The organism is Microbacterium testaceum, from assembly GCF_006539145.1.
GTDB classification, from domain to species: domain Bacteria; phylum Actinomycetota; class Actinomycetes; order Actinomycetales; family Microbacteriaceae; genus Microbacterium; species Microbacterium testaceum.
Genome location: NZ_BJML01000005.1, coordinates 186,026 through 207,001, shown reverse-complemented (window position 1 = coordinate 207,001; position 20,976 = coordinate 186,026). Strand labels below are relative to the sequence as shown.

Genomic DNA, 20,976 nt, shown 5'->3' with positions numbered 1-20,976 from the left:
TCCGGCACCCGCCATTCGGGGGACACGTTCCCACACCCCTCGAAGGGCTCGATCCCGAACCGACGCTGCGGCCGTTCACGGCGTGCTCGGCGGCGTCGACTCGAACACCGCATACTGATGAACGTCGGCCGCGTGAGCCGTCAACTGCACGGCGCACCTACAGCCGGATGAACTACATTCCCGGCGCCATATCCGTGAACCGCGAGTAGTGCCCCTGGAACGCCACCGTGATCGTGTCCGTCGGACCGTTACGGTGCTTCGCGACAATCAGATCCGCCTCGCCGGCGCGCGGTGAATCCTTCTCGTACGCCGCCTCGCGATGCAGCAGCACCACCATGTCGGCATCCTGCTCGATCGAGCCCGACTCACGCAGGTCGCTCAGGGCCGGCTTCTTATCGGCGCGCTGCTCGGCACCACGGTTCAGCTGCGACAGCGCGATGACCGGAACCTGCAGCTCCTTCGCCATCAGCTTCAGCGCACGCGAGAACTCACTGACCTCTTGCTGACGCGACTCGACGCGCTTACCGCTGGTGAGCAGCTGCAGGTAGTCGATGACGACCATCTTCAGACCCTCGCGCTGCTTCAGGCGACGGCACTTCGCGCGGATCTCGACGAGCGTCATGTTGGGGCTGTCGTCGATGTAGAGGGGTGCGTCGTTGATACGACCGCGGGTGGAGGCCACCGTGGTCCAGTCGCGCGAGTCGAGGGTTCCCTTGCGCATGCTCTGCAGGGGGATCTGGCCCTCGGCGCTGAGCAGGCGCATGGCGATCTCGCTGCGACCCATTTCGAGCGAGAAGAAGATGCACGGGGCGTTCGACTTGATGGCGGCGGCGCGGGCGAAGTCGAGCGCGAGCGTCGACTTACCCATGGCGGGGCGCGCGGCGAGCACGATCATCTGGCCGGGGTGCAGACCGTTGGTCAGCTGGTCGAGGCCGGCGAAGCCGGTGGGAATGCCCGTCATCGACCCGTCGCGACCGCGAGCGGCCTCGATCTCTTCGACCGCGGCATCCACCGCCGTCGTCAGGGGGATGTAGTCCTCGGCGCTGTCGTCGCCCGAGACGTTGTAGATCTCGGCCTGGGCGCTGTTGACGAGCTCGACCGGGTCGCCCTCGCCGGCGTAGCCCATCTGCACGATGCGCGTGCCGGCCTCGACCAGGCGGCGCAGCATGGCGCGCTCGGCGACGATCGACGCGTAGTAGCCGGCGTTGGCGGCGGTCGGCACGATCGAGGTGAGGGTGTGCAGGTAGTCCGCTCCCCCGGCGCGCTGCAGCTCGCCCGTCTTGATCAGCTCGTCGGTGACGGCCACCACGTCGGTGGGCTCCCCGTGCGAGTAGAGGGTGAGGATGGCCTCGAAGATCAGCTCGTGCTTGGGCACGTAGAAGTCGGGACCGCGGAGACTTTCGATCACATCGGCGACGGCGTCTTTCGACAGCAGCATGCCGCCCAACGCGCTCTGCTCGGCCAGCGTGTCGTGCGGGGGCGTGCGCTCGGGGCGCGGCGCTTTTCCGAGACGTTCTTCGGCGATATCGGCGATCGACACGGGCTCTCCTTCAGTTCGGGCACCCCTGGCCGGGCCTCGCGCGCGCGTGAAGCGTTCGCGGAAACGGGGCTCGGGGCGGCCTCGGCAGCATCAGATCACCAAGTTCCGACGTTGACGCGGACGGCACGGTGAGAGGGCTGCCCGAGGGGCTGCACCCACGCTAGATACCACTCTCCCCACACGCAAACGAGCCTGTGGATAACTCTGTGGACAGACTGCGGGAAACGCCGCCATCTCTGTGCACAAGTGCTGTGGAGAACTCGGTGGATGGATACGAATATCGGGCGTGTTTACGCCTCTGACCGGGCATTTATCTATCCACAGTTTTCCTGGGGAAATCCCGTGTGAAGTGAACGTTGAAGGTTGCTGCTAGGGGCATGCACATGTGTACAACTCGGGGGATAACTCGCCGATGGCGTACCGACCCGGAGCCCCCGCTGTCAAGTTTTTCTTCACCGTCCGGCGTGTCGCCCGTCATCTGGCGGTCTCCCGAAAACTACTTAGATTTCACCAAGCCCCTTTCACCCGGGTGAAGACGGGCGTAGCGTCGCCGCCCAAGAGATTCGGAGATTCACCTTTGGGGGGCGAATCATGGAGAACGCGTCCGGTCGGGGGGCACCGCGCATGCTGCGGCTGCTCCTCATCGGCGCGTCCACCGCCCTCGGAGCAGCAGCTCTCTCCGTTGCCCTTTCGGCCTCTCCCGCTTCCGCCGACGACGGCTCGGGTGGCCTGCTCGGCGCCGTCGGCTCGACGGTCAACCAGGTCACCGACACCGTCGACGAGGTCGTCGGAACCGTCGTCGCTCCCACGGTCGAGCACGTCACCGAGACGGTCGCTCCCGTGACACAGGTCGTCACCGACGTGGCACCCGCCCCCGTGGCCGAGGTCGTCACGACCACCACGGCAACCGTCTCCGAGGTCGTCTCGACAGCGGATTCGACCGTCGGCGGCACCGTGGACACCGTGGGAGACGTGGTCACCGACGTCGCCGGTTCAGGAGTCGTCGGTGACGTCGTCACCCCCGTCGTCGAAACCGTTCAGACGGTCCCCGTCGTCGGAGACGTTGTGCACACCGTCGGGCTCGACGAGCTCATCTCGGGAGTCACCGACGCGGTCGACTCCGCGCTCCCCGTGATCGTCGGCACCCTCCCCCCGATCTCCCCCGTGATCCCCGTGACCCCGGGCGTTCCGACGGCTCCGGGTGGTGACACCGCCACCCCGATCCCCGGCATCGTGCCCGCCGAACCCCTCTCGGCCGAGGCAGCGGACGGTGCGACAGCGGTCGTCGCCGGCATCCTGTCGGCGGATCCCTCCCCCGCTCCGTCGTCGTCCCGCACGGCCCCCTCGGGCGGGGCGGCGACGCTGTTCGACGCCACCGCGACCGGCGCGGTCTCCGTCGCCGTCGCGGCCGCGCAGGGCGCCCCCTCCACCCCGCCGGGCGACGACGACCTCGCCGGAGTCCTCGGCGCGAGCACGGGCTCGAGCTCGTCGGCATCCGGAAACTCCGGCGCGGGGGGCGCGAACGCCGCCACCGCCGACAGCGGCAAGCTCTTCGCCGCCCCGCTTCTTCTCGACCGCCGCACCGTCGTCGACGACGACCTGCCCGGCACCCCGGTCTTCGGCACCGACGTCTCTCCTGACTGAGGACGGTCGCACCGTGCATCGCACGGCAGACGACCCCGCGCTTTCGCGCACCCTCATTCATCTACAGGAGAAACTCTCATGCGCAAGATCTACTCGCGTGTCCTTCTGGGCACGCTCGTCGGAGGCGGCCTCGCCGTCCTCGGAGCCGGCATCGCCAATGCCGCAGACACCTCGGGCGTCGACGGTCTGCTCTCGGGCGACCAGGTCGGTGTCTCGGTGAACCTCCCGGTCACCGTCGGCGGCAACGCCGTCTCGGTGCTCGGAGACAGCAGCAGCGACGGCGCCGACACCTCCGCTCCCGCGGCCCCCGCTCCCGCACCCGTCACCATCACCGATGGCAGCGACGGCGTGGGCTCGGGCAACCAGGGGCTCGTGTCGATCGACGTTCCCGTGACGGTCGGCGGCAACGCCGTCTCGCTCGTCGGAGACAGCAACAGCACGGATGCCGGCACCTCGGCGCCCGCGACCGAAGCTGCCGCCCCCGCGGCTGGCAGCAGCACCGACGGCAGCGACAGCGTCGCCGGCGGCAACCAGGGCGTCATCTCGATCGATGCTCCGGTCACGGTCGGCGGCAACGCGGTCTCGGTGATCGGCGACACCAGCACCGACGATGCGGCCACCACCGGCGGCAGCACCTCCGGCTCGACCGGCGGCGCCACTCTCACCGACGGCACCGACGGCATCCTCGGCGGCAACGTCGTCGACGCTCCGGTCGGCCTGCCCGTCACCATCGGGGGCAACGCGGTCTCGGTGGTCGGTGACAGCGTCTCGAACGGCGCCGACACCACTGGCGGCACCACGGGCGGCACCGGCTCGACCGGGGGCAGCCTCACCGACGGCACGGACGGCATCGGCGGCGGCAACGTCGTGGGCCTCCCGGTCGGCATCCCCGTCACCATCGGCGGCAACGCCGTCTCGGGCATCGGCGACAGCGTCACCGACGGCGCTGACACCACCGGCGGCACCACCGGCTCGACCGGCACGGGCAACACCTCCACCGACGGAACCGACGACATCGGCGGCGGCAACATCATCGGCCTCCCGGTCGGCATCCCCGTCACCATCGGCGGCAACGCCGTCTCGGGCATCGGCGACAGCGTCACCGACGGCGCTGACACCACCGGCGGCACCACCACTGGCGGAACGGGTAACACCAGCACCGACGGCAACGACGGCATCCTCGGCGGCAACGTCATCGGCCTCCCGGTGGGCGTGCCCATCACGGTCGGCGGCAACGCGGTCTCGGGCATCGGCGACAGCACCTCCGAGAACGCCACCACCACCGGCGGCACCACCGGCTCGACCGGCGGCACCAGCACCGACGGCACGGGCAGCATCGGCGGCGGCAACATCATCGGTCTGCCGATCACCATCCCCGTCACCATCGGCGGCAACGCGGTCTCGGTGATCGGTGACAGCACCACCACCGACTCCACCACCGGAACGCCCACCACGCCCGGAACGCCCGGAACCCCGGGAACGCCCGGTACCCCCGGCACCCCGGGAACCCCCGGCACGCCCGGAACGCCCGGAACGCCCGGAACGCCCGGAACCCCCGGAACGCCCGGAACCCCGGGAACGAACGGCACTGACGGAACGAACGGCACCAACGGCACCAACGGCACTGTCACCGTGACCGGCTCGCTCGCCTCGCTCGGCTCGGTCAGCGCCCTCGCTGCCACCGGATCGAACAACGCTCGCGGCGCCCTCGCCGTGACGGGAACGGACGGCTCGATGGCCGCCGGGCTCGGCATCGTCGGCCTGCTGACCCTGCTCCTCGGAGCCGGTCTGCTGCTGCGTCGCCGCCGCTCGGTCGCCTGACCAGGAGCGTTCGCCCACAGAACGCGACACCGGATGCCACGCCCTCGGGCCGGCATCCGGTGTCGCGGCGTGCCCGGGACGGGGTTCGAGCGCGGGTCCCGAACCCCTCGACGAGCTCAGGGTCGCGTGCCTCGCACCGTCAGATCCCGGACGTGGGGGCGCGGAGCGTGCACGGGGGCGTCAGTTGCGCGCCCCGATGCACGGAACACGCCCCACACCCTCTGAAGCACACGCGTTACAGCGCCCCGCCGCGCCTCTCGCGCTCGAGGAACGCGATCGTCTCGGGCTTCTGCGGGGCATCGAACATCTGCGCGGGCGTGCCCTGCTCGACGATCTTGCCGCCCTTCATGAACACGATGCGGTCGGCCACCTCGCGCGCGAACGACATCTCGTGCGTGGCCATGAGCATGGTCGACCCGCGGTCGCGCAGCACCCGCACCAGGTCGAGCACCTCGCCCACCAGCTGGGGGTCGAGGGCCGAGGTGATCTCGTCGAGCAGCAGCAGCTCGGGGTCGGTCATCACGGCGCGCACGATCGCGACGCGCTGCTGCTGACCGCCCGACAGCCGGTCGGGGAACTCGCGCGCCTTCGCGCCGAGGCCCAGTTGCTCGAGCAGTTCGGTGCCGCGCGCGTAGGCCTCGGCCTTCGGCATCCCGTGCACTTTGCGCGCGGCCAGCGTGACGTTGTCGATCACGCGCAGGTGCGGAAAGAGGTTGAAGTGCTGGAACACCACGCCGATGCGCGAGCGGGCAGAATCCTGGTCGATGGTCGGATCGGTCAGGTCGTCGCCGTTGAGCAGGATCTGGCCGTCGTCGACGCGCTCGATGAGGTTGATGGTGCGCAGCAGGGTCGACTTGCCCGAACCCGAGGCACCGATCAACACGACCACCTCGTGCTTCGCGATGTCGAGGTCGATGCCGTCGAGCACGACGTGGTCGCCGAACGCCTTCCGCACCGCGCGGACGTCGAGCACGCTCATACGATTCCGCCCATCTGCTCGCGCTTGGCCAACCGCGCCGAGACGTAGTCGGTGAGGCGGATCATCGGCAGCGCCATGGCCACGAACAACAGCGCCGCGACGATGTACGGCGTGAAGTTGTAGTACTCCGCCGCCGAGATCTGCGCCGCGCGCACGGCATCCACCGCTCCGAGCACCGAGATGAGGCCGACGTCTTTCTGCATCGACACGAAGTCGTTCATGAGCGCCGGCACGACCTTGCGCACGCCCTGGGGGATGACGACGATCCGCAGCGTCTGCCCGTGCGTCAGACCCATCGAGCGGGCCGCGACCCGCTGCGAGGGGTGCACGGCCTCCATGCCCGCACGCAGCACCTCGGCGATGTACGCCGAGTAGGTCAGCACGATCGCGATGGTTCCCCACAGCACGACCGGCACGCGCCCGAAGACACCCAGGGCCGGCAGACCGAAGCCCACCAGGTACAGCACGATCAGCAGGGGGATGCCGCGGAACAGGTCGGTGTAGATCGTAGCCAGGGCGCGCAGGGGAAAGAACACCGGCCCCCGCAGCGACCGCAGCACCGCGAGGGTCGTCCCGAGCACGGCCACGGCGAGCGCGGCGACGATGAGCACCTGGATGTTGACCCACAGCCCCGCGAGGATCGAGGGGAAGCTCTTGAGCGCGATGTCGAGGTCGAAGAAGCTGCGGCGCACGTCTTCCCAGCCGGGGCTCGACAGGATCGCCCACCCGACGACCACGACGAAGACGACCGAGCTGACCAGGGCGATCAGCACCGACTTCGTCGACTGCTGACGCCGCGTGGCGCGCCGCCCGAGTTCGAGCTCGCTCGGCCGCCACGCGGTGTCGGAAGAGGTGGATGCCACGGAGTTACTTCAGCACGGGGGCGGCGGAGGTGCCGCCGAGCCACTTCTGCTGCAGCTCGTCGAGCGTGCCGTCGGCCTTGAGCGCGTCGACCGCGTCGCTGACGGGAGTGGTCAGCGCCGAGCCCTTGGGCAGCACGTAGGCGAGCTCGTCGCCGCCGGCCGAGGAGTCGGGCAGCTGACCCACGACCTTGCCGTTGTCGAGAACGGCCCCGGCGAGGTAGAACGCGGTCGGCAGGTCGACGACGATCGCGTCGACCTGGCCCGACTGCAGGGCGGCGACGGCGTCGTCGTTCGAGTTGAAGACGCTGAGCTTGCCGGTGCCGAGCTGGTCGGCGGCCACCTGGTAGCTGGTGGTGGCGCTCATGACGCCCACGGGGATGTTCTTCAGCTCGGCGACGGTCGTGGCCGAGGCGGCGGGCGAGGTGCCCGTGGTGACGACCGCCTGGGTGGTCGTGTAGTACGGCGACGAGAAGTCGACGGCCTGCTTGCGCTGGTCGGTGATCGAGAACTGCTGCACGTTCATATCCCAGTCCTTCGGGCCGGGGGCGATCGCGCTGTCGAAGTTCGAGCGGACCCACACGATGTCGTCCTTCGAGAAGCCGAGCTTCTCGGCGACGGCGCACGAGACGGCGGCCTCGAAGCCCTCGCACGACGCGGGGTCGTCGTTCTCGACCCACGGCGAGAAGGCGGGCTCGCCGGTGGCGATGGTGAGCTTGCCCGCGGCGACGGTCTGCAGGGCGCCCTCGGTCGCGGGGGCGGAACCGGCGTCGGATCCGGTCGGGGCGAAGGCGCAGGCCGTCAGCGTGACGAGCGTGGCGGCGGCGACGGCGGTCAGGGCGGCGACGCGGCGCAGGCGTGCGGAAGCGGTCACGATGTCTCCTCGTGGACGTATCGGGGTCATCCCCGGAGTGCTGTGATGTGCACAGCGTACCGAGCGCATGTTTCAGGGGATGTCGCCGGTGAAACCTGGCGACACGGGACGCGGCTACTCGGCGAGGCGCCAGTCGGCGAAGCTGAAGCCGGGAGAGACCACGCAACTGACCACGACCTCCGTGTCGCCTGCCGGTCGAGCCGCCTGCCAGACGCCCGCGGGCACCGTGTGCTGCAGCACGTGACCGGCGGCGAGATCGGGCCCGAGGGTGACCGTGCGCGCGGTACCGGGCTGTTCGCCGTCTCCCCCGAGCGACAGCTCGAGCGTGCCCGGGCCGTGCCAGAGCCACACTTCGTCGCTCGTCACGACGTGCCAGGCGCTCTCTTCCCCCGGGGTCAGCAGGTAGTGGATGCAGGTGGCCGCGGGCCGCGTGCCCGCGGGGGTCTCGACCTCGACGCCGCCCGTCCACATGCGCCGGAACCATCCGCCCTCGGCGTGCGGTTCGAGATCGAGCAGGACGGCGGTGGCGGGACGCTCAACGGTCATCGGCGGATACTCCGGTCTCTCGGGTGAAGGCGGCGGATGCCGAGCGCACCTCGCCGTCGATGAAGGTCGCGGCCGCGCTCCCCTCGCCGGCGACGACGAGGTGCTCGATGGTGTCATCGACCTGCGACACCGGCACGTCGAAGAACGCCAGATCCGCCACCGCGCCCACGGCGAGGTACCCGGTGCGGGCGGGGCCCGTGTCGAGCCCCATGGCGTGCGCTCCACCGAGGGTCGCCGCGCGCAGCAGCAGCTCCGAGAGGTCGCGGTTCGCGTAGCCCTGCGCCCGCGCCAGCCGGTGCAGCGCCGACACGTCGGCCAGCAGATCGAGCGAGGGGCTGGATGCCAGCGAGTCGGTGCCCACGGCGAGCGCGTTGCCCTCGAGCAGGTACGCCGCGACCGGCGGCTCGTCGAGCCCGATGACCGCGTTCGAGCGCGGGCAGAGGGCTACCGACGTGCCTCGCGCCCGCAGGATCGCCCGATCGCGGGCGGTCATGTAGACGCCGTGCGCGATGTGGCAGTCGGGGCCCAGCACACCGAGCTCGTCGACGAACTCCGTCGCCCCCGTGCCGAAGCCCTCGTCGCGCAATGCTCGGAAACTCGCTGGTCGGTGCAGCTGCCAGGGCACCGCCTCGCCGTGCTCGCGCTCGAAGGCCGCTTCGCCGAGGTGCAGGTGCAGCCGGCTCCCCCGCTCGCGCACGATGTCGGGGATCTCGAGGAGCGGCTCGACGTCGAGGGAGTACGGCGCGTGCGGCGACAGCCCCGTGCCCGGGGGTGAGGGCATCGCGTCGAGCCGCGCCTCCACCTCTGCTCGACCGCGCTCGGCCCACGCCGCGTTCGTCCAGCTCATCACCTCCCAGTAGGTGATGCCGTGCAGGCGAGCGTCGTGCAGCGCCGAGGCCGCCTCGACGTCGGTGACGATGTCGGCCACCGCCGTCGTGCCGGCCGCGATCATCGCGAGCGCCCCGGCCCTGGCATCCGCCGCCCAGTCGTGACCGGCGCGATAGACCGGGGTGAACGCGTCGTCCCAGTCGTCGAATCCGGCGTACGAGCCGCGCCCCACCTCGGCCATGCCCGTGTACTGCAGATGCGCGTGCGCGTTCACGAGCCCCGGGGTCAGCACCCCCGGCCAGTGCACCTCGTCGAAGGCGATGCCGCGCGCGCGCAGCTCGTGGCGCACCCACTCGCGGTCGCCGACGTGGCGGATGCGACCTCCCGCCACCGCGATCGCCCCGCCGGGGATGGGCGGTGCGGTCACGGGGACGACGAGCGAAGCCGAGTACAGCACGACGTTCACGAGCGCGACTCCCGATAACGCGGGGAACGCCAGTCATCGACGCCGTCGAGGTCGAGCGCGCGCGGCGGGTCGATGTCGGCGCCCCGCACGGCCAGCGCGGTCCGGGCGACGAGGTCGTCGATGTCGGTTCCGAGGGCGTGCACGCCGGGCCCGGGCCGCCGACTCAGCAGCTCGCCCAGGGCCGCGAGCTGCACCGCGAACGACAGGTCCATGATCTCGATCGGGTTGCCCTCGGCGGCGGTGATGTTCACCGCTCCCCCTCCCCCGAGAACGAGCGCATCGCCGCTGCCCGACACCTCGCCCGGCACTCCTCCGGCGACCGCGATCACACGCGCGACAGCGGCGATCTCGGGTGTCACCGTTGCGGGGACGCCGGTCGCCGAGACCACCAGCGCTCCCCCGGCCAGCTCGACCGCCCGGCCGGTGGCGAATCCGTCGTGCCGTGCCTCGAGCGCCCGCACGGGGTCGGTCTCGGCAACGCGCACCTCGGCCCCGAGCGCGCGCAGGTGCGCGGCGACTCCCCGGCCGACGGGCCCGTAGCCCAGCACGAGCGCGGGCTGATCGGTGAGTGCGATCCCCCGCTCCTCGAGCAGATCGGCGATCGCGAACACACACGACTGCCCCGTGCCGTAGCGGTTGTCGAACATCGTCTTGGTGCGGGCGTCGTTGACGGCCATCACGGCGCAGCGGAGGGTGCCGGCATCCTGCATCCGACGAAGGGGCGTGAGGCCGCTCGTCGTCTCTTCGCACGCCCCGATCCACCCGTCGACCAACGCCGGGTCGTCTTCGTGCGCGAGGCGGATGAGGTGCGCGCCGTCGTCGAGCAGCACGTCGAGCCCCGCGCGGAGGAAGGTCAGCGCCGCCGCGCGCTCCGCGGTGCCCGCGAGCCCCGGGTCGGCCGTCACGGCGAAACCGCGAGCTCGGAGCTCATCTGCAACCGCCACATCGGTCTCGTCGGGGTGCGCGTACACCGACACCGCGGCCCCCCGCTCGCGCAGCAGGAGCGACAGCACCGCGGTCTTCGGTTCGAGCACCATGGCCACGCCCACCCGCAGGCCGGACAGGTCGAGCCTCTCGGCGAGGGCCGCGGCCACGGGCATGTGCTCGCGGGCGAACGCGATGCGCCCGGCGGCGTCGCCGCGTTGGGGCAGCGGCTCTCCGTCGAGCAGCACGAGCTCGGCATCCAGGTCGAACTCGACGCGCCCCGGCGTCGGAGACGGGCTCGGGATGCCACCGAGCCGGGCCAGCAGCTGCGTCAGGGCATCGGCGCCGACCCCGGTCGCCGCGAACGGGCGTCCGGCGATCATGAGGTTCGACGCGCGCGCGAAGCGCCGGACGATGCGCTCGGGTGCGCGAGGGTCGGTCACGGCACTCAGCCTAGGGTCACGGCGTCCCGCCCTCGCTCCCCCGCACACGAAACGGCCCCGCCCTGCCGAAGCAGGAGCGGGGCCGGATCGTGCGTCGCGAATTACTTCGCGGCGACCACCTGGAGGGTGATCACGGCGGTGACGTCGTCACGCAGGCGAACGGTCGCCTCGTGCTCGCCGACCGACTTGATCGCCGAGGTGATCTGGATCTTGCGCTTGTCGAGCTCACCGAGACCGGCGGCCTTGACGGCGTCGGCGACATCGGCGGGCTTGACCGAACCGAAGAGACGACCCTCGTTGCCGGCCTTGACGGCGAGCTTGACGGTGTTCGACTCGAGCGAGTTCTTCAGGGCCACGGCGTCTTCGTGGTCGTGGATCGCGCGGGACTCGCGAGCGGCGCGGATCGACGCGACCTGCTTCTCGCCACCACGGCTCCACGACACGGCGAAGCCCTGCGGGATGAGGTAGTTACGGGCGTACCCGTTCTTGACCTCGACAACATCACCGGCGCTACCGAGCCCGGTGACCTCATTCGTGAGAATCAGCTTTGCCATCGGGTGCTCCTTAGCGGCCGGCGCCGGCGTAGGGCAGAAGAGCCATCTCGCGCGCGTTCTTGATGGCGCGGGCGATCAGACGCTGCTCCTGCACGGAGACACCGGTGATACGACGGGCGCGGATCTTGCCGCGCTCCGAGATGAACTTGCGGAGGGTGGGGACGTCCTTGTAGTCGATGACGCCGACGCGGATCGCCTTCGCGGGGGCTGCGTTCTTCGCACCCTTCCGCGGCTTGCGGCGGTCGCCAGTGGCCTTTCCAGCCATGCTTCCTTCTTTCGTGTGGTTCGGACGCCGTTCCGGTCACGAGGACCGGGGCATGGCATCCGGAATTTCGGGGGTCGTCTCGCTCGAGAGCGGGGCGAAGATCAGAACGGGGTGTCGTCGCCGTAGGAGCCGGGAGTGCTCCACGCGTCAGCGCCGCTGTTGTTGCCGCCGCCGTTGTTCGAGCCGGGGGTCGACCACGGCTCGTCGTTCGACTGCTGCACCTGCGCGCGCTGACCGCCACCGCCGCCACCGTTACCGCCACCGGCGGCTCGGGTGACCTGGGCGGTCGCGTAGCGGAGCGAGGGGCCGATCTCATCGACTTCGAGTTCGATGGAGGTGCGGTTGTTGCCCTCGCGGTCCTGGTAGGAACGCTGCTTCAGGCGACCGGTCGCGATGACACGGCTGCCCTTCGTCAGCGAACCGGCGACGTGCTCGGCGAATTCGCGCCACACCGAGGCGCGCAGGAACAGCGCCTCGCCGTCTTTCCACTCGTTCGCCTGACGGTCGAACGTGCGGGGAGTCGACGCGATGGTGAAGTTCGCGACCGGCAGCCCGTTCTGCGTGTACCGCAGCTCGGGGTCGGCCGTGAGGTTGCCCACAACGGTGATGACGGTTTCGCCGGCCATCGTCGTTACTTCGCAGCCTTCTCGGCGGACTCGACCTTGCGGGGAGCGGCAGCCTTGCGGGCGGCCTTCTCCTCGGAGCGCTTGGCCTCGGCGGCGACCTGAGCGATCGCCTCTTCGGCACGGAGGACCTTGGTGCGCATGATCTGCTCGTTCAGCTTCAGCTGACGATCGAGCTCGTTCGTGGCCTCGCTGGTCGCGACGAAGTTGACGACGGCGTAGATGCCCTCGTTCTTCTTGCGGATCTCGTAGGCGAGACGACGGCGGCCCCAGATGTCGATCTTGTCGATGGTTCCTCCATCGGCCGTGATGACCTTGAGGAATCCGTCGAGCTTCGGAGCGACCTGGCGCTCGTCGACCTCGGGATCGAAGATGACCATGAGTTCGTACTGGTGCGTCACTAACCCACCTCCTTCGGACTAGAACGGCTGACGGGCATTTCCCGGCAGCAGGAGGGTGTGTAGCACGTCGTCACGGGGTTACACGCGCATGGGCGCAGCCGGACAACCTTCGTAGTCTAACGGATGCCGGTGGCCCCACGGAATCCGACATCGGTAGCGTGGACGTGACCAGACGACGGCGGGGGGCCGCATGGCAGGGATCCGACCATTCGACGCACGGGCGTTGCTGACGCCGCCCGACCCGCGGGCCGCGAAGGCGTTCACCGCGCAGTTGCGCAGCGCCGGACGCCTCCCGGGCACGGGCGCCGCCGTCGCGGCGTACGCGGTCGCGTTCGCGCTGATCGGCGGTGTGGGGGTCGTCATCGTCGTGCTCGCCGCCGTGCTGTCGCCGTTCCTTCGCGAGGGGTCGTTCATCCTCGGCATCCTGTTCCTCTTTCCGATCGCGCTGGGTCTGGGCGGGCTGGCTCTGGCGTGGTTCCTCGGTCAGAAGGCCCAGCGCACCCAGGAGGACCGCCGCTGGCGCCTCGCGGGATTCAGCCGCGACGTGGGCATGGAGTACGTCCCCTCGGTGCCCGCTCCCCCGCTGCCCGGAGTGCTGTTCGGAATCGGCGGCGACCGCACCGGCTACGACATCCTGCGCGGGAGTGAGCCGCGGTTCGTCGAGATCGGCAACTACGCGTACACGACGAGCGACGGCAGGAACACGCACACCTCGCGGTGGGGATACATCGCGATCCGGCTCGACGTGCCTCTTCCTCATATCGTTCTGGATGCCGTGGGCAACGGCGTGAAACTCGGCGTGTGGGAGCGGGGGCAGCGCCTGAGCCTCGAGGGCGACTTCGACAGGTACTTCCACCTGTCGTGCCCCGCGGGCTACGAGCGCGACGCGCTCTACCTCTTCACGCCCGACGTCATGGCGCGATTCGTCGACAACGCCTCGGCGCTTGAGGTCGAGATCGTCGACGACTGGATGTTCCTCTACTCCCCCGACGAGCTCTCGACCCTCGACCCGACCCGGTGGGCCTGGGCGTTCGCGGTCGTCTCGGCCCTGATCGACAAGCTCGATCAGTGGGGGCGGTGGCGCGACGACACGCTGCGGGCGAGTGCCCCCACGGCTCTGCCGACCCTGCCCGGGGCGGCGGCATCCGCGAGTCCGGCAGCTGCACCTGCACCTGCTCCCCTCGCGTTCACCCCCGCACCCGTCGGGGTCGCGCCTGCAGGCCAGCGGTTGAAGCGCAGCAACGCGTGGCTCATCGCGCTGCTCGTCGTCGCGGGGGCCTTCGTCGTCGTCCCGGTCGTGCTCTTCGCGGTCGGCTTCCTCATCTTCTTGGCGCAGTCGTCATGACCGTCGACACCACCGCCCTGACCCAGCCGATCGATCGCGCGAAGGTCCGCGCCTTCAGCAAGGCTCTGCGCGAGAAAGGCATGCTGCGGAGCCGTGCGTTCACGATCATCGTGTTCGCGTTCGTGGGGATCGTGGGCGCACTCATCGTCGTCCCGACGCTGGCGACGATCGTCACGAACGCGTTCGCGCGCGGCAGCGGCAATCCCGTCGCGCTCCTGCCCTTCGTGCTCGTCCTCGCCATCGTCGGATTCCTGGCCTGGGCGATCATCCGCGGGGTCGGCGGGGCCGCGGCACGCCGCTACCGGCTGAGCCTCTTCGCGAGCGCGAACGGCATGACATGGCATCCGGGATTCTCCCACCCACGACGCCCGGGGATGATCTTCGACCTCGGCCGCAACCAGGAGCTGCACGACGTGATGCGGCGCAAGCAGCCGCGCTCTCTCGAGGTGGCCAACTACACATACGAGACCGGGTCGGGAAAGAGCAAGCAGACGCACCGCTGGGGCTACGTCGCGCTGCGGCTCGACACCCCGCTCCCCCATATCGTGCTGGATGCCGTGGGCAACAACGGTCTGTTCGGCGGCTCGAACCTGCCGATCACGCTCGGCCGCGGCCAGCGGCTGAGCCTCGAGGGCGATTTCGACCGGCACTTCGCGCTGTACTGCCCGGAGGGGTACGAGCGCGACGCGCTGTACCTGTTCACCCCCGACGTCATGGCGCGGTTCGTCGACAACGCCGCGGCGCTCGACGTCGAGATCGTCGACGACTGGCTGTTCCTCTACGCCAAGCGCGACCTGTCGACCCTCGACCCCGCCACCTGGCGATGGTTGTTCGCCACCGTCGACGCGATCGACGAGAAGCTCGCACAGTGGGCGCGGTGGCGCGACGACCGGCTCGGGGATTCGTCGTCGGGGGCCGCCGCCACGGGCCCCGCGGCATCCGGCGCCGCAGCTCGGAGCGTGCCGTTGCTCACCCCGCCGCCCGCCGGCGTCGCCCGCGAGGGGCGGCGGCTCAAGCGCGGAATCCCGTGGATATCCGTCGCGGTGCTGGTCGTCTTCGGCGGATTCTGGATGCTGTCGCTCGCGTTCGGACGGTGAACGCCGTCCCCGAGCCCGCACGGGGCGGGCCCGGGAACACGGCGGCTGCGGTCAGACCCCCCGGGTCGACCGCCAGAGCTCACGACGGCTCTGCTGCTCGACCGGGTCGGGCACGGGCAGCGACACCAGCAGGCGCTTGGTGTAGTCGTCGCGCGGCTCGGTGAGCACCTGGACGGTCGTGCCCTGCTCGCGGATCACACCCTGCTGCAGCACGACGACGCGGTCGGCGACCTCGTCGACGACGGCCAGGTCGTGACTGATGAACAGACACGCGAAGCCGAACTCCGCCTGCAACTGCGCGAACAGCTGCAGCACGCGCGCCTGCACCGACACGTCGAGCGCCGACGTCGGCTCGTCGGCGATCAGCAGCTTGGGGTCGAGCGCGAGGGCGCGGGCGAGCGAGGCGCGCTGACGCTGACCGCCCGACAGCTCATGCGGGTAGCGGTCGCCGAACGCGGTCGGCAGCTGCACGGCATCCAGGAGTTCGTTCACGCGAGTGCGCGCCGCGCGGGCTCCCGAGACGCGACGGTGCACGACGAGCGGCTCGGCGATGCACTCCGCGATCGTGAGCAACGGGTTGAAGCTCGTGGCCGGGTCTTGGAAGACGAACCCGATGTCGGGGCGGGTCTTGGCGAGCGCGCGGGGCTTCGCGCCGCGCATCTCGGTGCCGAGCACCTTCAGCGACCCGCCGACGACGGAGGTCAGCCCGACCATCGCGCGACCGATCGTCGTCTTGCCCGAGCCCGATTCGCCCACCAGGCCGAGCACCTCGCCCGGCCCGATCCAGAAGTCGACGCCCTTCACGGCGACGACCCCCGATGAACCGAAGCGGCCCGGGTACCCGATCTCGACCTTCTCGGCGACGACCAGGCTGCCCTCGGGCGGCGAGGTCGGTGCCGCGGTCTCGAGAGACTGACGAGCGCTCTTGCCGCGGCCGACGTGCGGCACGGCGGCCAGCAGCTCGCGCGTGTACGCCTGCCGCGGGGCGGCGAACAGCTCGCGCACCGGAGCCTGCTCGACGATGTCACCGCGGTACATCACGATCACGCGGTCGGCGAGGTCGGCCACGACGCCCATGTTGTGGGTGATGAGCACGATCGTCGCGCCGAACTCGTCGCGACACGTGCGCAGCAGATCGAGGATCTCGGCCTGCACCGTCACGTCGAGAGCCGTGGTCGGCTCGTCGGCGATGATGAGCCCGGCATTGAGCACGAGCGCCATCGCGATGACGACGCGCTGCTTCTGCCCGCCCGAGAACTGGTGCGGATAGTCGTCGACGCGCTTCTCGGGATCGGGGATGCCGACACGTCGCAGGATGTCGACGGCCTTGACCTTCGCCTCGGCCTTCGACAGCTTCTCGTGGGCGCGCAGGCCCTCGGCGATCTGCCAGCCCACGGTGTAGACCGGGTTCAACGCGGTCGAGGGCTCCTGGAACACCATCGCGGCGTCGCGCCCGCGCATGGCACGCAGCTGCGCGCGGGTCGCGTGCACGATATCGGTCTGGTCGCCGTCGCGGCCGCGCACGATCACCGCGCCCAAAAGCGTCGCCGTCTCGGGCAGCAGCCCCAGCAGCGTGTTCGCGGTGACGGTCTTGCCCGAGCCCGACTCGCCGACGATCGCGAGCACTTCGCCGGCATGGGCTTCGAGCGAGATCCCGTTGATCGCCGAGACCGGCTCACCGTCGGTGGCGAAGGTGACGCGCAGGTCGTCGATCCGGGCGACGGGGGCGGTGGTGCCGGTCATGAGGGGCTCCCATCGGAGGGGGCGGATGCCGGGGGCCCGGCGGGATCGGCCGTGGCGCGAGCCGCGGCGGGAGCCGTCGACGGATCGACCGCGGTGACCGGGGCGGGCGCGCGACCGGCGCGGCGGCGGGTGCGCAGACGCGGATCGCTGAGGTCGTTGAGGCTCTCGCCGACGAGGGTGATGCCGAGCACGGCGAGCACGATCGCGACTCCCGGCGGGATGGCGGTCCACCAGATGCCACTGGTGACGTCGCTCACCGAACGGTTGAGGTCGTAACCCCACTCGGCGGCGGCGGTGGCCTCGATGCCGAAGCCGAGGAAGCCGAGGCCCGCGAGGGTCAGCAGCGCCTCGGAGGCGTTGAGGGTCACGACGACCGGCAGTGACCGTGTCGAGTTGCGCAGCACGTGGCGGAGCAGGATCCGACCGGTCGGCACGCCGATCACGCGCGCCGACTCGACGAACGGCTCGGCCTTGACGCGCACCACCTCGGCGCGGATCACGCGGAAGTACTGCGGGACGAAGACCACCGTGATCGAGATGGCGGTGGCGAGGATGCCGCCCCAGAGCGTCGACTGGCCCTTCGTGATCGCGATCGACATGACGATCGCGAGCAGCAGCGAGGGGAAGGCGTAGATCGCGTCGCACAGCACCACGAGGATGCGGTCGAGCCAGCCCCCGAAGTAGCCGCCGACGAGCCCCAGGAAGATGCCGAGGAAGATCGAGAACGCGATCGCGCACAGGATCACGAGCAGCGCGGTCTGCGCTCCCCAGATCACGCGCGAGAGCACGTCGTATCCGCCGACGGTCGTGCCGAGCAGGTTCATCGCGCTGGGCGCCTGCTGCGTGCCGAACTTGACGCCGTCGGCCTCCTGCTGCGCGAACCCGTAGGGCGCCAGCAGCGGGGCGAACAACGCCGTCAGGAGGAAGACGGCGGTGATGACGAGGCCGAGCACCAGCATGGTGCGCTGCAGGCCGACGCTGCGGCGAAGGTGCGAGATCACCGGCAGGCGGTCGCGCAGGGGCACCTTGCGCACGGTCACGCTGTCGTCGGAGAGGGTGGGGGTCGCGGCATCCGACATGTCAGTACCTCACTCGCGGGTCGATGATCGCCGCGATGACGTCGACCAGGAAGTTGGTGAAGGCGACCAGCACGGCGATGATCACGACGATGCCCTGGACGGCGACGAAGTCGCGCGCCTTCAGGTACTCGCTGAGCATGAAGCCGAGGCCCTTCCACTCGAAGGTGGTCTCGGTCAGCACGGCGCCCGACAGCAGCAGAGCGATCTGCAGACCGATGACCGTGATGATCGGGATGAGCGCGGGGCGGTAGGCATGCTTGGTGACCAGACGGTACTCCCCCACGCCGCGCGAACGCGCCGAGGTGACGTACTGCGCACCCAGGGTGCCGATGACGTTGGTGCGGACCAGACGGAGGAAGATTCCCGCGGTCAGGATGCCGAGAGCCACACCGGGCAGGATCGCGTGGATCAGCACGTCGCCCGCGGCAGCGCCGTCGCCCAGACGGATCGCATCGAGCAGGTAGATGCCGGTGGGGTTCTCGATCGAGGCGAACTTGAGCTCGGTACGGGTGCTCGCGCGCCCGGCGACCGGCAGGACGCTCAGCCACACCGAGAAGACGAGCTTCAGGAGCAGACCGACGAAGAAGATCGGCGTCGCATACCCGAGGATCGCACCGATGCGCAGGGTCGCGTCGGGCCAGCGGTCGCGCTTGTAGGCGGCGAGCAGGCCGAACGGGATGCCGATGAGCAGCGCCACGAAGAGCGCGTAGATCGCGAGCTCGAGAGTGGCGGATCCGTACTGCAGCAGGATCTCGATCACCGGACGGTTGTCGGTCAGCGTCGTGCCGAAGTCGCCGCGGAGGATCCCGCCGATGTACTCGAAGTACTGCACGATCAACGGGCGGTCGTAGCCGGCCTGGGCGATCCGCTCCGCGAGCTGATCAGGCGGAAGGCGGCCGCCGAGGGCGGCGGTGATCGGGTCGCCCGTGATGCGCATGAGCACGAACACCACGGTGACGAGGATGAACACCGTCGGGATGATCAGGAGCAGACGGACCAGGATGTAGCGCCACAGTCCTCCGCCCCTGGGGGCGACGGGTTTGGCGATGTCGGCAGCGTCGACGGCGGTGACCATACGGGAGAGACCTCACTCGAAGGGGGAACGGCGCCTCGTCGCACCGCTCTCGCCCAACGACCGAGGGTACGTGACCCTCGGTCGTTGAGCGTGCGGAACCGCGCGAGGCGCCGATTCGGTCTTACTTGTGCAGCGGTGCGTAACGGAACTTGAACGACCCGTCGAGGACGGCGCCCTCGACGCTCGAGCCCACGATCGCGACCTGCTTGCCCTGGAGCAGCGGCAGCGTCGACAGATCGGCGGCCACCTTGTCCTGGATCTCGCCGATCTCCGACTCGCGCGTGGTCTTGTCGGTCTGCGTCGCCTGGTCGACGAGCAGCTTCTGGACCTCGGCGTTGTCGTAGTGGTTCAGCAGGAAGTTGTCCTTCGAGAAGAACGGGGTGAGGTAGTTGTCGGCATCCGAGTAGTCGGGGAACCAGCCGAGCTGGTACGCGGGGTACGCGTCGGCCTTGCGGTCCTTCGTGTACTGCACCCACTCGGTCTGAGCGAGGTTGACCGTGAACAGGCCGTCCTTCTCGAGCTGCGCCTTGACCGCGGCGTACTCGTCGCCCGACGAGGGGCCGTAGTGGTCGCCGTTGTACTGAAGGTTCAGCGTGACGGGCGTCGTGAGACCGGCGGCCTCGAGAGTCGCCTTGGCCTTGGCGGCATCGGGCTTGCCGTTGCCGTCGCCGTACATGTCCTTGAGCGCCTCGTTGGCGCCCGCGAGACCCTGCGGAACGTAGGAGTACAGCGGCGAGTAGGTGTCCTTGTACACGTCGGTCGCGATGGCCTGGCGGTCGACGAGGTCGGCCGCGGCCTGGCGGATCGCGAGCGACTTGGCGGGGTCGGCGTCGGCCGTCTTCGTGCCGTAGGGCATGGTGTCGAAGTTGAAGACGATGTAGCGGATCTCTCCGCCGGGGCCGTCGACGACCTTGACCGCGTCGTCCTTCTGCAGGTCGGCGACGTCGGTCGCGCTGAGGCTGCGGTAGGCCACGTCGATCGCACCCGACTGCACGTCGAGCTTGAGGTTCGACGAGTCGGCGTAGTACTTGGTCGAGATGCCACCGTTGGCAGCCTTGGGGAGGGACCCCATGTAGTCCGCGTACGGCTTGTACGAGATGAGCTCGTTGGGCTTGTACGAATCGATCGTGTACTGACCGGCGAAGGCCTTGCCCTCGACGATGGTGTCGTCGGAGGTGACGGCGGTGGCCGAGAAGACCTGTTCGTCGACGATCGGCGCGGCGGGGCTCGACAGGATCTGGGGCCAGACCTGGTCGTTGCCGTTCTTGAGGGTGAAGACGACGGTGGTGTCGTCGGGAGTGGCGACGCTGTCGAGGTTGCCCAGCAGCGATGCGGGGCCGTTCGGGTCGTTGATGGCGACCTGGCGGTCGAACGAGAACTTCACGTCGGACGACGTCAGGTCGTGGCCGTTCGCGAACTTCAGGCCGGACTTGAGCTTGACCGTGTACTCGGTCGGCGAGGTGAACTCGGCCGACTCGGCGATGTCGGGAGTGACCTCGGACGTGCCGTACTGGCTGTTCATGAGGAAGGGGTAGATCTGCGTCATGACGGCGAACGAGCCGTTGTCGTACGAGCCGGCCGGGTCGATCGAGGTGATCTTGTCGGTGGTGCCGATGACGAGCGGGTCGGTCGATCCGCCGTCCGAGGAGCCGCCCCCGGTCGTGGTCGTGCAGCCCGCCAGAACGAGGGCCGACGCGCCGAGAGCGCCGAGAGCGAGGCCGAGACGGCCGCGTCCACTGTTGTGCAGTGTCATGAATTACCTCTGCTGTGAAGTGTCAATCGCGACAGATGCCGCGGTCCTTGGGACATCTTGGTCTTCAGCAGCCCGCACACCAACTCTTTGCCCGTCTTTTTACGATAACGAAACCT

The 20,976-nt window shown here is 69.6% G+C and carries 19 protein-coding genes; 4 read left to right on the top strand and 15 right to left on the bottom strand.

Annotated elements, in window-relative coordinates; genetic code table 11:
• Positions 1–172 precede the first annotated feature (172 nt).
• Positions 173–1,540, bottom strand: a complete 1,368-nt coding sequence (gene dnaB / locus MTE01_RS09625; RefSeq protein ID WP_103207564.1) for a replicative DNA helicase — start codon at positions 1,538–1,540, stop codon at positions 173–175.
• Positions 1,541–2,164: 624 nt separating this feature from the next.
• Between dnaB and MTE01_RS09620 the strand changes: the two genes are divergently transcribed.
• The gene (locus MTE01_RS09620) at positions 2,165–3,184 is read left to right on the top strand and encodes a hypothetical protein (RefSeq protein ID WP_141377144.1); all 1,020 of its coding nucleotides are present in this window, start codon (positions 2,165–2,167) and stop codon (positions 3,182–3,184) included.
• Between the two features lie 78 nt (positions 3,185–3,262).
• Complete coding sequence (locus MTE01_RS09615) at positions 3,263–5,005, top strand: chaplin family protein (RefSeq protein ID WP_141377141.1); 1,743 nt, start codon at positions 3,263–3,265, stop codon at positions 5,003–5,005.
• Positions 5,006–5,240: 235 nt separating this feature from the next.
• Here the strand turns inward: MTE01_RS09615 and MTE01_RS09610 are convergent, their stop codons facing one another.
• From MTE01_RS09610 to rpsF, 10 genes are all read right to left on the bottom strand, one after another.
• Positions 5,241–5,984, bottom strand: coding sequence for an amino acid ABC transporter ATP-binding protein (locus tag MTE01_RS09610; RefSeq protein WP_141377139.1), 744 nt, complete (start codon positions 5,982–5,984; stop codon positions 5,241–5,243).
• Positions 5,981–6,847: an amino acid ABC transporter permease gene (locus MTE01_RS09605; protein WP_116239675.1), complete on the bottom strand. Its 867-nt coding sequence runs from the start codon at positions 6,845–6,847 to the stop codon at positions 5,981–5,983. Before MTE01_RS09605 ends, MTE01_RS09610 begins: the two co-directional genes overlap by 4 nt.
• A 4-nt stretch (positions 6,848–6,851) precedes the next feature.
• Positions 6,852–7,718 (bottom strand): ABC transporter substrate-binding protein, encoded by an 867-nt coding sequence (locus MTE01_RS09600; protein WP_246078181.1) that lies wholly within the window; start codon positions 7,716–7,718, stop codon positions 6,852–6,854.
• Between the two features lie 114 nt (positions 7,719–7,832).
• Complete coding sequence (locus MTE01_RS09595; protein WP_141377135.1) at positions 7,833–8,264, bottom strand: cupin domain-containing protein; 432 nt, start codon at positions 8,262–8,264, stop codon at positions 7,833–7,835.
• Entirely contained in the window at positions 8,254–9,558 is a 1,305-nt protein-coding gene (locus MTE01_RS09590; RefSeq protein WP_371861610.1) for an amidohydrolase family protein, read from the bottom strand. The genes MTE01_RS09595 and MTE01_RS09590 overlap by 11 nt, the downstream gene beginning before the upstream one ends.
• Positions 9,555–10,925 carry an adenosylhomocysteinase gene (locus MTE01_RS09585; protein ID WP_218026347.1) on the bottom strand — a complete coding sequence of 457 codons (1,371 nt, stop codon included), beginning with the start codon at positions 10,923–10,925 and terminating at the stop codon, positions 9,555–9,557. Before MTE01_RS09585 ends, MTE01_RS09590 begins: the two co-directional genes overlap by 4 nt.
• A 101-nt stretch (positions 10,926–11,026) precedes the next feature.
• The gene (rplI, locus tag MTE01_RS09580) at positions 11,027–11,479 is read right to left on the bottom strand and encodes a 50S ribosomal protein L9 (protein WP_103207550.1); all 453 of its coding nucleotides are present in this window, start codon (positions 11,477–11,479) and stop codon (positions 11,027–11,029) included.
• A 10-nt stretch (positions 11,480–11,489) separates the two neighbouring features.
• Positions 11,490–11,744: a 30S ribosomal protein S18 gene (gene rpsR / locus MTE01_RS09575; RefSeq protein ID WP_055832386.1), complete on the bottom strand. Its 255-nt coding sequence runs from the start codon at positions 11,742–11,744 to the stop codon at positions 11,490–11,492.
• A gap of 101 nt (positions 11,745–11,845) precedes the next feature.
• Positions 11,846–12,370 (bottom strand): single-stranded DNA-binding protein, encoded by a 525-nt coding sequence (locus MTE01_RS09570; protein ID WP_103207547.1) that lies wholly within the window; start codon positions 12,368–12,370, stop codon positions 11,846–11,848.
• A gap of 5 nt (positions 12,371–12,375) precedes the next feature.
• Entirely contained in the window at positions 12,376–12,768 is a 393-nt protein-coding gene (rpsF, locus tag MTE01_RS09565) for a 30S ribosomal protein S6 (protein WP_058622540.1), read from the bottom strand.
• 223 nt (positions 12,769–12,991) lie between these two features.
• On the opposite strand from rpsF, the gene MTE01_RS09560 reads away from it, so the two are divergent.
• Both MTE01_RS09560 and MTE01_RS09555 read left to right on the top strand, forming a co-directional pair.
• Complete coding sequence (locus tag MTE01_RS09560; protein WP_246078178.1) at positions 12,992–14,113, top strand: hypothetical protein; 1,122 nt, start codon at positions 12,992–12,994, stop codon at positions 14,111–14,113.
• Entirely contained in the window at positions 14,110–15,210 is a 1,101-nt protein-coding gene (locus MTE01_RS09555; protein ID WP_141377131.1) for a hypothetical protein, read from the top strand. The genes MTE01_RS09560 and MTE01_RS09555 overlap by 4 nt, the downstream gene beginning before the upstream one ends.
• Before the next feature lie 51 nt (positions 15,211–15,261).
• Here the strand turns inward: MTE01_RS09555 and MTE01_RS09550 are convergent, their stop codons facing one another.
• From MTE01_RS09550 to MTE01_RS09535, 4 genes are all read right to left on the bottom strand, one after another.
• Positions 15,262–16,953, bottom strand: coding sequence for a dipeptide ABC transporter ATP-binding protein (locus MTE01_RS09550; RefSeq protein WP_141377129.1), 1,692 nt, complete (start codon positions 16,951–16,953; stop codon positions 15,262–15,264).
• A complete protein-coding gene (locus MTE01_RS09545; protein ID WP_103207539.1) occupies positions 16,950–18,032 on the bottom strand; it encodes an ABC transporter permease in 1,083 nt (360 codons plus the stop codon). The genes MTE01_RS09550 and MTE01_RS09545 overlap by 4 nt, the downstream gene beginning before the upstream one ends.
• A gap of 1 nt (position 18,033) precedes the next feature.
• Positions 18,034–19,107 (bottom strand): ABC transporter permease, encoded by a 1,074-nt coding sequence (locus MTE01_RS09540; protein WP_103207537.1) that lies wholly within the window; start codon positions 19,105–19,107, stop codon positions 18,034–18,036.
• 121 nt (positions 19,108–19,228) lie between these two features.
• On the bottom strand, positions 19,229–20,860 hold the full coding sequence (locus MTE01_RS09535) for an ABC transporter substrate-binding protein (RefSeq protein WP_141377124.1): 1,632 nt from the start codon (positions 20,858–20,860) through the stop codon (positions 19,229–19,231).
• Between the last annotated feature and the right edge of the window lie 116 nt (positions 20,861–20,976).

Bases quoted from the DNA above. Each gene is read 5' to 3' on its own strand.
- MTE01_RS09620 (WP_141377144.1), top strand. From the start codon at position 2,165: ATGCTGCGGCTGCTCCTCATCGGCGCGTCCACCGCCCTCGGAGCAGCA.
- MTE01_RS09615 (WP_141377141.1), top strand. From the start codon at position 3,263: ATGCGCAAGATCTACTCGCGTGTCCTTCTGGGCACGCTCGTCGGAGGC.
- MTE01_RS09610 (WP_141377139.1), bottom strand. From the start codon at position 5,984: ATGAGCGTGCTCGACGTCCGCGCGGTGCGGAAGGCGTTCGGCGACCAC.
- MTE01_RS09595 (WP_141377135.1), bottom strand. From the start codon at position 8,264: ATGACCGTTGAGCGTCCCGCCACCGCCGTCCTGCTCGATCTCGAACCG.
- rplI (WP_103207550.1), bottom strand. From the start codon at position 11,479: ATGGCAAAGCTGATTCTCACGAATGAGGTCACCGGGCTCGGTAGCGCC.
- rpsR (WP_055832386.1), bottom strand. From the start codon at position 11,744: ATGGCTGGAAAGGCCACTGGCGACCGCCGCAAGCCGCGGAAGGGTGCG.
- MTE01_RS09570 (WP_103207547.1), bottom strand. From the start codon at position 12,370: ATGGCCGGCGAAACCGTCATCACCGTTGTGGGCAACCTCACGGCCGAC.
- MTE01_RS09555 (WP_141377131.1), top strand. From the start codon at position 14,110: ATGACCGTCGACACCACCGCCCTGACCCAGCCGATCGATCGCGCGAAG.
- MTE01_RS09550 (WP_141377129.1), bottom strand. From the start codon at position 16,953: ATGACCGGCACCACCGCCCCCGTCGCCCGGATCGACGACCTGCGCGTC.
- MTE01_RS09545 (WP_103207539.1), bottom strand. From the start codon at position 18,032: ATGTCGGATGCCGCGACCCCCACCCTCTCCGACGACAGCGTGACCGTG.
- MTE01_RS09540 (WP_103207537.1), bottom strand. From the start codon at position 19,107: ATGGTCACCGCCGTCGACGCTGCCGACATCGCCAAACCCGTCGCCCCC.
- MTE01_RS09535 (WP_141377124.1), bottom strand. From the start codon at position 20,860: ATGACACTGCACAACAGTGGACGCGGCCGTCTCGGCCTCGCTCTCGGC.